Raw genomic sequence first — 12,995 nt, forward strand, 5'->3', positions numbered from 1 at the left:
TCGACTTGCATGTGTTAAGCACGCCGCCAGCGTTCGTCCTGAGCCAGGATCAAACTCTCCGTAGAAAATTCCAATCACTGACAAAAAACAAAACTGACAATTGCCAGAATCATTAATGCCGAAAAAACAACCCAACACCAAAAGATGAGGGCATACAAACTAATTCATCGACTATGACACACTGTTGAGTTCTCAAGTATCAGACGCACACCTGACACGACCCGGTGAGGGTCAGCCTGGGGCTGATCTGTTGCTGCTTTACTTCGCACACGTCTGCGGCCCGGGATTCCGACTGCGGCTGAGCCACACTCGTTCTCACCCGGCGAGAGTGAAGAAGATGGTCACCGGGGCCGGAAGCCCGACCTCTCGGTCTTGCTTCCCGCCGCACCTGGCGACATCCAGAACATTAGAGGACTCCTGCGGGGAAGCACAAATCGGGTGGGGGTGACCCGGGCCACAATTGTGTTTTCGCAGGTCAGAGGGGGTGTGGGTGCCCAGCCCCGGCGCGGACATGCCCGACGACGGCGGTCGGGGGTCTCCACGCGGCGTTCATCCGGGCGACATCTGCGTGCTCCACGGATGTCATCCGACCTCGACGCCGGCGAACTTCTTCTTGCCGCGGCGCAGGACCAGCCACCCGCCGGCAAGCACGTCGTCGTCGCCGGGGCGCGCGTCGGGGTCCTCGACCCGCTCGTTGTTGAGGTAGGCGCCGCCCTCGGTGATCGTGCGCCGCGCCTCCCCCTTGCTCTTCGCGAGCCCGGACTCGACGAGGAGGTCCACGACCGTGGGCAGCTCCCCGGACGGCACCCGGACGACGCCGGCCTCGCGCAGTGCCGCGGCGAGGGTGCCGCCGCTGAGCGCCCTCAGCTCGCCGCCGCCGAAGAGAGCGGCGGCTGCCGCCTTGGCCTGCTCGGTCTCGTCGGCTCCGTGCACCAGCGTCGTGACCTCGTCGGCCAGCACCTTCTGCCCCTCCCGGAGGAAGGGCTTCTCCGCGTGCCTGGCCTCGAGCGCCTCGATCTCCGCCCGCGGCAGGAAGGTGAACACCCGCAGCAGCTCGCCGACCTTCTCGTCCTCGGCGTTGAGCCAGAACTGGTGGAAGGCGTAGGGCGAGAGCATCTCGGGGTCGAGCCACAGGGCTCCACCGTCGGTCTTGCCGTACTTGGTGCCGTCGGCCTTCGTCATGAGGGGCGTAGCGATCGCGTGCACGCGGCTGCTCTCGGTGCGGCGGATCAGCTCGACGCCGGCGGTGATGTTGCCCCACTGGTCGGACCCGCCGAACTGCAGCGTCACGCCGTGCTGGCGGTGCAGCTCGAGGAAGTCCATGGACTGCAGCAGCACGTAGCTGAACTCGGTGTAGCTGATCCCCGACTCCAGGCGACGCCGCACCGTGTCGCGAGCGAGCATCCGGTTGACCGGGAAGTGCTTGCCGATGTCGCGCAGGAAGTCGATCGTCGACAGCCCCGACGTCCAGTCGAGGTTGTTGACCAAGGTGGCGGCGTTCTCCCCGTCGAAGGAGAGGAAGGGCTCGATCTGCGCGCGGAGGCGCCCCACCCACTCCTGGACGGTCTCCGCGGGGTTCATCACCCGCTCCCCCGTGTCCTTCGGGTCGCCGATCATGCCGGTGGCGCCGCCGACCAGGGCGTACGGCGTGTGGCCCGCCTGCTGCAGGCGCCGCGCGGTGAGCACCTGCACGAGGTGGCCCATGTGCAGGCTCGGCGCGGTGGGGTCGAAGCCGACGTAGAACCGCACGCTCCCGGCGGCGAACGCCTCGCGCAGCGCGTCGAGGTCCGTCGAGTGCGCGATCAGGCCGCGCCACTCGAGGTCGTCGAGAAGAGTGGGGTCGATGCTCACGGTCGGCCTTTCGGTGTCGGGACGGCCGTTCTCGGCCTCCCCCAGCCTGCCGCATCCGTGGGTGAGATGCCCACCGGGTCAATGACTACGCTTGCCGTCGGAGGAGGACGTGTGATCGCAGGCAGATACTCACTCGACCGCGAGATCGGTCGAGGCGGGATGGGCGCGGTGTGGCTCGGTCGCGACGAGGTCCTCGGGCGACCCGTCGCGCTGAAGCGCATCGGCATGGCCCCCGGGGGAAGCAGTCCCGACCTGCTCCGCGCGGAGCGTGAGGCGCGGCTCGCGGCTCGGCTCAACCACCCCCACGTCGTCGCCGTCTTCGACCTCGTCGACGAGGACCAGGCCCAGTGGCTGGTGATGGAGTACGTCGAGGGGAGCACGCTCGCCGAGCTCGTCCGCAGCCGCGGGGCGCTGCCCGTCGACCAGGCCGCGCAGATCGTCGTGCAGGCGGCCGACGCCCTGGCGGCCGCGCACGAGGCCGGGATCGTGCACCGCGACGTCAAGCCGTCGAACATGCTGGTGACGCCCGAGGGACAGGTGAAGCTCTCCGACTTCGGCATCGCCCGGGCCGAGGCCGACGCCTCGTTCACCCAGACCGGCCTGGTCACCGGCTCCCCCGCCTACATCTCCCCCGAGGTCGCCTCGGGGCGGCAGGCCTCCGACCGCAGCGACGTGTGGTCGCTGGGCGCCACCCTGTTCCACGCGCTCGCGGGCCGACCGCCGTACGACATCGGCGACAACGTCATCGGCGGCCTCTACCGGATCGTGCACGAGGATCCGCCTCGGCTGGGTGCGGCGGCGGGGTGGCTGGCCCCGCTGCTGGAGGCGAGCATGACGCTCGACCCGCGGGACCGCTGGTCGATGCGCCAGGTCGTGGAGTTCCTGCGTGCCGGCCCGGGCGCGGCGGTGGCCGCCCCGCGGCCCACCCGGCGGCGTCGGGCAGCAGCGCCTCCCGTCGCGCCGGAGTCCTCGACCCAGGTGATGGCCGCGCCGCCGTCATCGGCCGTCCCCACGGGCGGCTCGCGTGCGGCCCGTCGCCCACCCAGCAGGCTTCTCCCCGTGCTCGTGACGCTGGCCGTGCTCGTCCTGGGCTCCGTGATCGCCCTGGCGGTGGTCTTCGGCAACGGTGACGACGACCAGGGGCGGACACCCGGCCCCGGCGCCGGATCGTCCCCGTCCAGCAGCCCGTCGAGCACCCCGACGGTGACCGCGGCCGGGATGGAGGACTTCGGCCGCAGCTATCCCGGCATCGCCAGCTCGGACCCGGAGGCTGGCTTCGACCTCCTCACGGCCGACTACCAGCAGGCGAGCCCCGACTACCAGGAGTTCTGGGGCAGTGTCAGCGAGCCCGAGGTCGAGGACATCAGGGCTGACCCCGCGAGCATGACCGTGACCTACACCTACCGCTACGAGCGCAACGGGGACGGCATCGAGGAGACTGTCGAGCTCACGTTGGTCGGCACCGACGGCCGCTACAAGATCTCCAGCGCCAGGTCGCTCTGATGGATCCAGAGCTGTACCGCGACATCGTCGAGACGTCGCCGGACGGCATCTGGGTCTTCGACCTGGACGGGCGCACGGTCTACGCCAACCAGGCCCTGGCGGCGATGTACGGCGTGAGCCGGCGGGAGTTCGTCCGGCTGACGGTGGCCGACACCCTCGACGAGGAGGGGCGCGCGCAGTTCGCCGCGCACCTGGAGGACCTGCGTCGCGGGGTGCTGAACGACGGGCCGGTGGAGAGCCAGTTCATCGCCGCCGACGGCTCGCACACCTGGGTCGAGGTGCTCGAGAGCGGGCTGCGAGCGCCCGACGGCACCCTGACCGCCGTGCTCCACCGGATCTCGGACGTCAGCGAGCGCCGAGCGACGCTGCACGAGCTCATGGCCAGCCGGGCCCGGCTGGACGAGGCGCAGCGCATCGCGCGCATCGGGAGCTGGGAGTGGGACTACGAGCGGCGCGTGCTCGTCGGCTCGACCGGCCTCCAGGAGATCTACGGCTGGACGCCCGACGAGGAGCCGGGCGACTTCGAGGGGTTCCTCGACCGGGTGCATCCCGAGGACCGCGACGAGGTGCTGCAGGCCATCGCTGACGCCGACGGCGGCGACAGCTTCGTGTTCGTCGCGCGGCTGCAGGCCGCGCACGGCTGGGTGTGGACACGCGGACGAGGCGTGATCCGCCGCGACGCCGACGGCACCGCCATCGGTCTCTCCGGCACCCACCAGGACATCACCGAGGTCAAGGACGCGGAGATCGCGCTGGTCGACCAGGTCAACCAGAACACCCTGATGCAGGCCGTGGCCGTGACGGCCAACGAGGCCCACACGCTCAACGACGTGCTGGTCCAGGCCAGGGACCTGGTGATGCTCCACGATGACTGGCGCCGGGGGCGCGCGTTCCGGGTCGTCGACGACGGCACCCGGGTGCAGCCGATCTACCTCACCGACCAGGACCGCCTCGACGACCTCCAGACCCCCGAGGACGCCGCCCTGGAGCTGGCGCTGGCCACCGAGGCGATGCAGCGGCGCGAGTCGGTGTGGAGCGAGGACCACCTCACGATCGCCTTCAACGTCTCGCACGCCGGCCGCCCGATCGCGGTGGTGACGATCATGTCGGACCCGCCGCTGTACCGGCACGAGATGATCCAGGCGATGGTGGAGTCGGTCGCCATCCAGCTCGCCCGCGTCGCCGAGCGCGAGGAGGCGCAGCGCGTCGTCGCCGACGCCCGGGACGCCGCCATGGCGGCGTCCCGGCAGAAGTCGGAGTTCCTGGCGACCATGAGCCACGAGATCCGCACCCCGCTCAACGGCGTCATCGGCCTCAACGACCTGCTGCGGCGCACCCGGCTCGACGAGGAGCAGCAGCGGCTGGCGGCCGGCGTCCAGGTGGCCAGCCAGGCCCTGCTGAGCGTCATCAACGACGTCCTGGACTTCTCCAAGATCGAGGCCGGGAGGCTCGAGCTCGAGCAACGCGACTTCGAGGTGCGCCCCCTGCTGGAGCAGGTGGAGAGCGTCCTGGGTGAGTCGGCGCGCAGCAAGGGCGTCCGGCTCGACATCCGGTGCGAGCCCGAGGTGCCCCTGGCGCTGTGCGGCGACCAGACGCGGCTGGCGCAGGTCCTGTCCAACCTGCTGTCGAACGCCGTGAAGTTCACCGACGCAGGCAGCGTGACGGCGACCGCCGGCGCCCACACGCAGGGTGACCGCACCCAGCTGCGCATCGAGGTGCGCGACACCGGGATCGGCATCGCACCCGACGAGGTCCCCGGCCTCTTCGCGCCCTTCACCCAGGCCGACTCCTCGACGACCCGGCTCTACGGCGGGACCGGGCTCGGCCTGGCCATCTCCAAGGAGATCGTCGAGGCCCTCGGCGGCGAGATCTCCTTCTCGCCCAACGTGCCGCAGGGCAGCGTCTTCACGTTCACCGCGTGGCTCAGCAACGTGCTGATCGGCACCCCGGAGACCACCCCGCTGGTGGGGCCGATGGCTCCGGCCGTCGCCAACCCCCACGGCCGGCGGGTGCTCGTCGTCGAGGACAACGAGGTCAACCAGATGGTCGCGGCCGGGCTGCTCGAGGCGATGGGGTACGCCGTGGAGGTCGCCGGCGACGGCGTCCAGGCCCTCGAGGTGCTCGAGCTCCAGGACTTCGACGCGGTGCTGATGGACGTGCAGATGCCGATCATGGACGGCTACACCGCGACGCGGACGCTGCGCGGCCGGGAAGAGGCCGGGCACCGCGTCCCCGTGATCGCGATGACCGCCGCCGCCATCGACGGCGAGCGCGACCGCTGCCTCGACGCCGGCATGGACGACTTCCTCACCAAGCCCGTCGACCCCGCCGCGCTGGCGCAGACGCTCCTGCGCTGGACCGGCGGCGTTCCGCAGAGCGCGCGCGTGGGCGATGATGACCTCGTGCTCCCCCCCACCTCCCCCATCGACGGACTCGACGTCGAACGCCTCGACATGTTGCGCGACCTGGACGTCGGCAACACCGCCTACCTCGACCGGGCCATCGGCAACTTCAGCCGCAACTCCGTCGCCGCCGTCGACACCATCCGCGGCCACATCGACGACGGCGACGCCGACCTGATGCGACAGGCCGCCCACAAGCTCGCCGGCAGCGCGCTCAACCTGGGCGTGCAGGGCTCCGCCGCCGCCGCCCGGCAGCTCGAGTGGCTCGGCGACGCCGGCACCACGGACGGCGCGCTGGCCCTGCTGCCCGAGCTGGAGCGGGCGCTCGAGGAGGGCCGGACGCTGCTGAGCACCTACCAGGCGACGTACGCGCCTCCGGGGGATCCCGCAGGTCAGCGCTCGGACTAGGGTGACGGCTCGGCCCTCGCATCCGCGGGCTGGGGACACGAGGCTCAGGAGAACGTCATGAAGGGCTTGATCGGCATTCTGCTCGTCGTCTGGCTGGTGATCGGCGCCGCCGCAGCCTTCCAGCGCGGGTACTTCGGGGACGACCGCGAGGTCAACTGCAAGACCTTCGGCGACACGGCGCTCACGATCGTCGCGGGCCCGTTGAACTACGTCGGCGTCAACCCGAAGATCGACTGCAAGACCCCGCAGCCCTCCAAGTAGCGCTGCCGGTCGGGCCGCCTCACGAAGGCCTCTAGCTCCCTCCGGACGCCGGGCGCAGGTCGACGACTCCCCCGCGCTCGACCGTCCGGACCTGCGAGGGGAGCCCGCGCCTGCGGCACGCCTCCAGGAAGTCCGAGCGCGGCGAGCGGAAGACGGTGTAGTCGTCGTGGTGCACCGGCACCGTGACGCCCGGCGACAGCAGCTCGACGAGGTCGGCGCCCTGGTCGCCGTCCATCGTCACCAGGAGCCCCAGCACGCGGGTGCCGCCGAGGTGCACGACGGCGGCGTCCAGCGGACCGGTCCGGTCCACGACCTCGCGCAGCCACGGGCGGAACAACGTGTCGCCCGAGATGTAGAGCCGGAACGGCGGACCGCCGCTGCCGTCGTCGAGCTCGAGCACCGACCCCATCACCGGGGGCAGCACGTGACGGGCCACCTTCGGGGCGTGGGTGCCCGGCACGGAGGTGACGCGCAGCCGCATCCCGTCCTCCTCGAGGTCCACGCTCTCCCAGGTGCTCATGCCGTGGGCGCCCGCGAACCCCCACGTCCCGAGCCTCCTGCTGGCAGCGGGCGTGGTGAGGACGGGCAGGTCCCGGTCGAGCTCGCGCCTCGCGATGCGGTCGAAGTGGTCGCCGTGCAGGTGGGAGAGCACCACGGCGTGCAGGTCGGGAAGCTCGTGCGGCTGCAGCGACGGCTCGGTCAGCCGCTTCGTGACGAGCCCCTTGCCCAGGTAGGCGCGCTGGCCGCGGTGAAGGAAGTTCGGATCGGTCAGCAGCGTGAACGGCCCCAGCCGCAGCAGGGTCGTGGCCGTCCCGATGAACTCGAGCGAGGCAGTCGTCATGGTGTCCTCCCGGTGGCGGACCGCCTGGGTGCCCCTCGCGGGGGACGACCAAACCCGGCATCGCCGGGCGGCGGCCGGGTACCGGACCCCATGGCGGGGCGCGTGCGGGTCGGCATCTCCGGCTGGACCTACGCCGGGTGGCGCGGCGACTTCTACCCGCGAGGGCTCGTCCACCGCCGTGAGCTGGAGTACGCCGCGCAGCGGATGACCTCGATCGAGATCAACGGGTCCTTCTACTCGCTGCAGCGACCCACGTCGTACGCCGCGTGGCGCGACCAGACGCCGGACGACTTCGTCTTCGCGGTCAAGGGCGGGCGCTTCATCACCCACATGAAGAAGCTGCGCGACGTGGAGGCGCCCCTCGCCAACTTCTTCGCCTCCGGCGTGCTCGCGCTCGGGCCCAAGCTCGGGCCCCTGCTGTGGCAGCTGCCCCAGAACCTGCCCTTCGACGCGGAGCGGATGCGGGGATTCTTCGACCAGCTGCCGCGGACCACGACCGAGGCGGCGGCGCTGGCGGCACGCCACGACGAGAAGCTGGCCGAGGACCGGGCCCTCACCGTCACGGACGCGGACCGCCCGCTGCGCCACGCGCTGGAGTTCCGCAGCGCGTCCTTCTGCACGCCGGAGGCCTACGCCCTGTTGCGCGCGAGCACGACGTCGCCTGCGTCGTCGCCGACACCGCCGGGCGCTGGCCCCACGTCGAGGAGCGCACGAGCGACCACCGCTACGTCCGGCTGCACGGCGACGCCGAGCTCTACACGAGCGGCTACAGCGACGCCGCCCTCGACGCGTGGGCGGAGAAGTGCCGCCGCTGGGCCGCCGACGGGGAGGACGTCCACGTCTACTTCGACAACGACGTCAAGGGGTTCGCGCCCCACGACGCCGTCCGGCTCCTCGCGCGCGTCCGCTAGCTCACAGCGTGCGCAGCCACCGGAGCACGATGCGCCGGGTGAGTGGCGCGGAGCGCTCCAGCGGCAGCGCGCTGCCCGCTCCCGCGACCGTGCGCACGGTGACCTCGGGGCTGGCGCGGAACGCCGAGGCAGCCTCCGCGGCCTGCCGGCTCACCCTCGCGTCACGGCTCCCGGACAGCACCAGGACCGGCACCTCGACCCGGCCGGCCGACGCCGTCGAGGACACGATCGCGCGACCGAGGCTGGTCACGTCGCCGCAGGGGGTGGCGTTGCGCTTGCCGGCCGCGGTCGCCTGGACGCGCCTCGGAGCAGTCGCGAACAGCAGCCCGCGGTACTCCGCCACCGAGGCGCCGTACGACGCGTAGCCGGCGCCGCGCGCACACACCGCGCTCTGCCGGCGCGCCTGCTCGCGCGCGGCGGCGGAGGGGTCGGCGCCGGCCCACGAGATCAGGACCAGTCCGTGGACGTCGTCGTAGCGAGCCGCCTCGACCTGCGCGACGGTGGCGCCGACCCCGTGCCCGTGGAGCACGACCTGGCTCGCGTGCGGGGTGGTGGTGCGGCCTCGGGTGAACTCGTAGCGACCGGACCGCAGGTGCTGCACGACCTGGTGGAGCATGGCGACCTGCGCGTCGAGGCAGGTGTCGTCGCCGTCGGCGAGCGGGCTGGTGTCGTAGCCGAGGCGGTCCAGCACGAGCGAGGTCTGCCCGCGACGGGCCAGCTGGGTGGCGTAGTCGTAGCGAGGGTGCTTGCGCAGGTTCCAGAACCAGCCGCCCGTGCCCTCGTCGTGCACCAGCACGTTCATGCGCGTGGAGCCCCCGCGGCCGAGCACGTCGCGCCGCGGACCGACGAGCCGGCCGCGCACCTGGTAGGTCCGGTCGTCCCCCTGGCAGCGCAGCAGCCCGTCCCCGTGGTTGACCAGCTCGAAGACGACCTGCCGCGACGCGAGCCGCGCCGGCCGCTCGGTCTCCCTGGCCGAGGCGGGGGCCTGGACGGTGAGGGTCGTGAGTGCCAGGAGGGCCGCGGGGAGGAGGGCCAGGCGGAAGCCGAGGGTCATCTGTTGAACGTACGTCAATAGGGCCGCCGCTCGACAGACCGTCGGTATGTGACACACACGACGCCCCTCTTCGGAGCAGGGCGCCACGCGCCCGACTGCCCCGCTGCGGCGCCGACCGCCCCGCGTACCCTGACGCCCATGCCTCACGCTGCGCCTGACGACCTGCTCCTGCCCGCAGGCGGGCGCCTGATTCACATCGGTCCGCACAAGACCGGGACGACCGCGATCCAGGTCGCCATGTCCTCGGCGCGCGACGACATGGCGGCCCACGGCGCCTACTACCCGAAGGGCCCTTTCCGCCGCCGCAAGGCCGGCTGGGCCCTGGGCCTTCCCGGCAAGCCCCCGGGCCGGGAGTTCCCGATCCGGCACTGGGAGCAGCTCGTCGCCGAGGTGCGCGAGGCCGGTGCGGCCCGCGTGTGCGTCAGCGACGAGAACTTCGCGCGCGCCAAGCCCGACGTCGTCGCCCGCATCGTCGACGACCTCGGGGGCGAGGAGCCCCGGGTGGTGGCCGTCGCCCGGCGCCTGGACCGCCTGCTGCCCTCGCTGTGGCAGGAGCGGGTCAAGTGGGGAAAGCTCGAGGACTTCGAGCCCTGGCTGGAACGGGTGCTGGGCGACGACCCCGACGACCGCCAGCACCGCGACCTGTGGCAGGGCCACGACTTCGTGGGCCTCGTCGACCGGTGGACCCAGGTCGTGGACCCGGAGCGGTTCACGCTGGTCATCGGCGACGAGTCGGACCGCGACCAGCTCTTCCGGGTGTTCAGCCAGATGCTCGGGCTGCCGCCGGGCGTCCTGAAGCCGGACCTCACGCGCTCGAACCACAGCCTGAGCTGGAGCGAGTCGGAGGTGATCCGCTCCCTGCGCGACCTCTACGAGGACAACGGCTGGTCGGCGCCGTACGCCGCCGCGAACATCCACCACGTCGTGGACGCGCTGCGCGCCAGCGGCGTACGCCCGACCGGGCCGCGCACCCCTCCGATCCCCACGTGGGCACTCGACCGGATGCGCGAGATCAGCGACCAGCGCGTCGCCGCCGTCGCGTCCCTCCCGGTCCCGGTCATCGGCGACGCAGAGTCCCTGCGCCAGACCGACGAGCCCGTGGAGCAGGTGCGCGTCGAGGACCTCTCGCTGCCTCTCGGCCTGGTCACCGCGGTCGTCGAGGGCGCCCTGCGCGGCGAGCGCAGCTTCGACCCGCCCACCCCTGCTCCCCCGGCGCCCGTCCCGGAGCCGCGCGAGCCCAGCGGTCGCGAGTGGCTCCGGATCGGCGCACGCAAGGTCCGCCGGCGGCTGTCGCGGTCGTAGCGGCGCCTCTCCTCCCCTGGTACCGACTTCCTGGACGCAGGTACCGCGTGCTCTCGAACGGCGCGGTCAGGGGCGGACGACCCTCGACGATGGGGACGTGAACGCCACTCCCCGCCGCCTCCTGTCCGCCTCGGCCGTCGTCGGCTGCAGCCTGCTGCTCGGCGGTCTGACCTCGTGGGCGCAGGGCGTGCTGCCGGACGCGCTGGCGTCGTTCGCCAACTCGCCGTCCGGCTGGACGGCCCTGACCGCGCTGCTCGTCGCCGCGGTGCGGCCCTCGCTGCCGTGGGGGGCCGCGCTCGGGGTGGCCTCGTTCGTCGCCCTGGTGCTGGGCTACACGGCGGCCTCCGAGCTGCGAGGGCTCGCCTACGACCCGGTGCTGTGGAGCGTGGTCGGCATCATCGCCGGTCCCTTCGTCGGTGCCGCCGCCGCCGCGGTGGTGGGCAGCCGCCCTGCCCACTCCGCGCTGGGAGCGGGGGCGCTCGCGGGCGTGCTCTTCGCGGACGGCATCTACGGCCTGACCTTCGTCAGCGCCAGCACCAGCCCGGTCTACTGGAGCCTGTGCCTGGCTGCCGGCGCGGTGCTGGTGGCCTTCACGGTGAGACGCCTGCGCGCCACGCCCGAGGTCGCCGCAGGCGTGGTGGCCAGCGCCGTGGCGGCCACCGTGGTGCTGAGCCTGGGGTACGTCGTGCTCACCACCGTGCCGTGAGCCGCGGCATCGTAGGGCGGGTGGGGCTCGAACCCACGACCCAAGGATTATGAGTCCTCTGCTCTGACCGACTGAGCTACCGCCCCTCGCGGGCGAGCCTAGCGGCGGGGCTCGGTGGCGCCCCACGCCACCTCCGGGGACGCGCTAGTCGGAGGCGCTGACGACCTCGCCGGTCGGGTTGTAGGCGCAGGCGTCCTGGGTGTCCTCGTCGGGGATGTCCGTCGACTCGGGGTCGGTGCCGGGGTCCGGCGGGACGGGGGTGCCCGGGCTGCCCGGCCCCTCGGACGTCGGGGGCTTCGGGGTCTTGGGGGGCTTGGGGTGGAGGGCGCGCTGCACGGTCTGGCGCACGTAGTCGTAGTCGGGGTCACCGGAGAAGAACTTGTCGGAGGCCTTGAACACCACCGACTTCACCTTGGCGTTCTTCACCTCCATGGCCAGCTCGACGAACGCCGGGGCGATGTCCAGCGGGATGTCGGTATAGACGATCTCCTTGCCGGCCTTGACCAGGTCGAGGTAGCGGGTGAGGAGGTTGACCGGGTTGGCGGCCTCGACGATCGCGGAGACCATGCAGCGCTGGCGCTCCATGCGCTCGTAGTCGTCGGAGCCCCAGCGTCCGCGCGCGAACCACAGCGCGTGGTAGCCGTCGAGGTGCTGGTCGGGCCCCGGGTCGAGGTAGCCGACCGGCGGGATGCCGGCGTCGGTGTTGCCCTCGATCGCGACCGGCTCGTTGATGTTGACGGTCACCCCGCCCATGGCGTCGACGACCTGCTTGAAGCCGGACAGGTTGGCCAGCAGGTAGTAGTCGACCCGCACGCCCAGGCTTCCAGCGACCGCCTGCTTGATGGCGTCGGCGCCCTCGTTGTCGCTCTTGCCCAGGACCCCGGGGTGGCGCTCGGGGATCTGCCCGTAGACGGCGTTCAGCATGTAGAAGCCGGCCTCCTCCTCCGCGGTCCCGGCGCCGTAGCCCTCGGGGTAGAGCTCGTGGAGGGGGCTGGACTCGGGGAACTGCGCGTACATCATGTTGCGCGGCAGGCTGAACATGACCGTCTTGCCGCTGCGGGTGTCCATGCTGACGAGGATCACGGTGTCGGTGCGCACGCCGGTGCGGCCCTCGCCGCCGTCGCCGCCGAGAAGCAGGACGTTGACCCGCTCGCGACCGCCCCACGGGTCCTTCTCGGTGATGCCCTCCGGCACCGTGGCGCTGGCGTTGTCGTCGAACACGGTCTCGACCAGGTCGGCCTGGGCGAACGCGTAGCGCGACGCCATGCCCGCGGGCACGAGCACCGCGAGGCAGAGCAGCCCCACGGCGGCGTTGCCGACCGTCGTGTGCCAGCGCGGGCGCGCCCGAGGCCGGACCAGTCGGTAGGACGTGAGGACCACGAACACCCAGACCAGCACGCCGAGGGCGAGCACCAGCGCCGCCACCTTGAGCCGGGTGGGGTCGAAGGCGAGGTCGATGGCGGTGCGGACGTCACGCCCGAAGTACCACGCGAAGCCTCCGAGCAGCGCGAGCCAGATCCCCAGGATGACCGCGCCGATCGCCTTGCGTCCGGCGTAGAGGTAGCCCGAGCCGGGGAACACGGCGCCGAGCACGGTCATGCCGAGCGTGCCGGGCAGGCCCTGCGTACGCCGGCGGCGGGGTCGCAGCGCGCGGGACCCACCGGAGCGACGGGCGCCCGTCGGCCGGCTCGACGCCGGGCGTCGCGCACGCCGCCACAGCGGCGGTCGGGTCGCGCGGGTGGCGCGCCGGACACCG

The 12,995-nt window shown here is 72.0% G+C and carries 10 protein-coding genes, 1 tRNA gene, 1 rRNA gene and 1 pseudogene; 7 read left to right on the top strand and 6 right to left on the bottom strand.

Going from position 1 to position 12,995, the window contains the following annotated elements; genetic code table 11:
• Both IRQ30_RS22600 and tyrS read right to left on the bottom strand, forming a co-directional pair.
• Positions 1 to 65: ribosomal RNA gene (locus tag IRQ30_RS22600) — 16S ribosomal RNA — on the bottom strand; the annotation flags it as partial.
• 517 nt (positions 66 to 582) lie between these two features.
• Positions 583 to 1,851, bottom strand: coding sequence for a tyrosine--tRNA ligase (tyrS, locus tag IRQ30_RS22605; protein ID WP_193615084.1), 1,269 nt, complete (start codon positions 1,849 to 1,851; stop codon positions 583 to 585).
• 111 nt (positions 1,852 to 1,962) lie between these two features.
• Here tyrS and IRQ30_RS22610 point away from each other — a divergent pair, with 111 nt between their 5' ends.
• Genes IRQ30_RS22610 through IRQ30_RS22620 form a run of 3 tightly spaced genes read left to right on the top strand, consistent with a single transcriptional unit; the run spans position 1,963 to position 6,425 of the window.
• Entirely contained in the window at positions 1,963 to 3,354 is a 1,392-nt protein-coding gene (locus IRQ30_RS22610; RefSeq protein WP_193615085.1) for a protein kinase domain-containing protein, read from the top strand.
• Positions 3,354 to 6,164 carry an ATP-binding protein gene (locus IRQ30_RS22615; RefSeq protein ID WP_193615086.1) on the top strand — a complete coding sequence of 937 codons (2,811 nt, stop codon included), beginning with the start codon at positions 3,354 to 3,356 and terminating at the stop codon, positions 6,162 to 6,164. The genes IRQ30_RS22610 and IRQ30_RS22615 overlap by 1 nt, the downstream gene beginning before the upstream one ends.
• Positions 6,165 to 6,221: 57 nt before the next feature.
• Complete coding sequence (locus IRQ30_RS22620) at positions 6,222 to 6,425, top strand: hypothetical protein (RefSeq protein WP_193615087.1); 204 nt, start codon at positions 6,222 to 6,224, stop codon at positions 6,423 to 6,425.
• A 31-nt stretch (positions 6,426 to 6,456) separates the two neighbouring features.
• On the opposite strand, the gene IRQ30_RS22625 is transcribed toward IRQ30_RS22620, so the two are convergent.
• On the bottom strand, positions 6,457 to 7,266 hold the full coding sequence (locus IRQ30_RS22625) for an MBL fold metallo-hydrolase (RefSeq protein WP_193615088.1): 810 nt from the start codon (positions 7,264 to 7,266) through the stop codon (positions 6,457 to 6,459).
• A gap of 204 nt (positions 7,267 to 7,470) precedes the next feature.
• On the opposite strand from IRQ30_RS22625, the pseudogene IRQ30_RS23950 reads away from it, so the two are divergent.
• A pseudogene (locus IRQ30_RS23950) lies at positions 7,471 to 7,842 on the top strand (DUF72 domain-containing protein); the annotation flags it as partial.
• Between the two features lie 38 nt (positions 7,843 to 7,880).
• On the top strand, positions 7,881 to 8,177 hold the full coding sequence (locus tag IRQ30_RS23955; protein ID WP_264674650.1) for a DUF72 domain-containing protein: 297 nt from the start codon (positions 7,881 to 7,883) through the stop codon (positions 8,175 to 8,177).
• 1 nt (position 8,178) lies between these two features.
• Here the strand turns inward: IRQ30_RS23955 and IRQ30_RS22635 are convergent, their stop codons facing one another.
• Complete coding sequence (locus tag IRQ30_RS22635; RefSeq protein WP_193615089.1) at positions 8,179 to 9,231, bottom strand: alpha/beta hydrolase; 1,053 nt, start codon at positions 9,229 to 9,231, stop codon at positions 8,179 to 8,181.
• Between the two features lie 138 nt (positions 9,232 to 9,369).
• Between IRQ30_RS22635 and IRQ30_RS22640 the strand changes: the two genes are divergently transcribed.
• Positions 9,370 to 10,533 (top strand): hypothetical protein, encoded by a 1,164-nt coding sequence (locus IRQ30_RS22640; protein WP_193615090.1) that lies wholly within the window; start codon positions 9,370 to 9,372, stop codon positions 10,531 to 10,533.
• 97 nt (positions 10,534 to 10,630) lie between these two features.
• Positions 10,631 to 11,239, top strand: a complete 609-nt coding sequence (locus IRQ30_RS22645) for a DUF6518 family protein (protein WP_193615091.1) — start codon at positions 10,631 to 10,633, stop codon at positions 11,237 to 11,239.
• 12 nt (positions 11,240 to 11,251) lie between these two features.
• Here IRQ30_RS22645 and IRQ30_RS22650 read toward each other — a convergent pair.
• Positions 11,252 to 11,325: transfer RNA gene (locus tag IRQ30_RS22650), tRNA-Ile, on the bottom strand.
• A gap of 58 nt (positions 11,326 to 11,383) precedes the next feature.
• The coding region (locus tag IRQ30_RS22655; protein WP_227467998.1) for an LCP family protein at positions 11,384 to 12,995 on the bottom strand (1,612 nt) is incomplete at its 5' end.

Source organism: Nocardioides lijunqiniae (assembly GCF_015024225.1).
Taxonomy (GTDB): Bacteria; Actinomycetota; Actinomycetes; order Propionibacteriales; family Nocardioidaceae; genus Nocardioides; species Nocardioides lijunqiniae.

Bases quoted from the DNA above. Each gene is read 5' to 3' on its own strand.
- IRQ30_RS22620 (WP_193615087.1), top strand. From the start codon at position 6,222: ATGAAGGGCTTGATCGGCATTCTGCTCGTCGTCTGGCTGGTGATCGGC.
- IRQ30_RS22635 (WP_193615089.1), bottom strand. From the start codon at position 9,231: ATGACCCTCGGCTTCCGCCTGGCCCTCCTCCCCGCGGCCCTCCTGGCA.
- IRQ30_RS22640 (WP_193615090.1), top strand. From the start codon at position 9,370: ATGCCTCACGCTGCGCCTGACGACCTGCTCCTGCCCGCAGGCGGGCGC.
- IRQ30_RS22625 (WP_193615088.1), bottom strand. From the start codon at position 7,266: ATGACGACTGCCTCGCTCGAGTTCATCGGGACGGCCACGACCCTGCTG.
- IRQ30_RS22615 (WP_193615086.1), top strand. From the start codon at position 3,354: ATGGATCCAGAGCTGTACCGCGACATCGTCGAGACGTCGCCGGACGGC.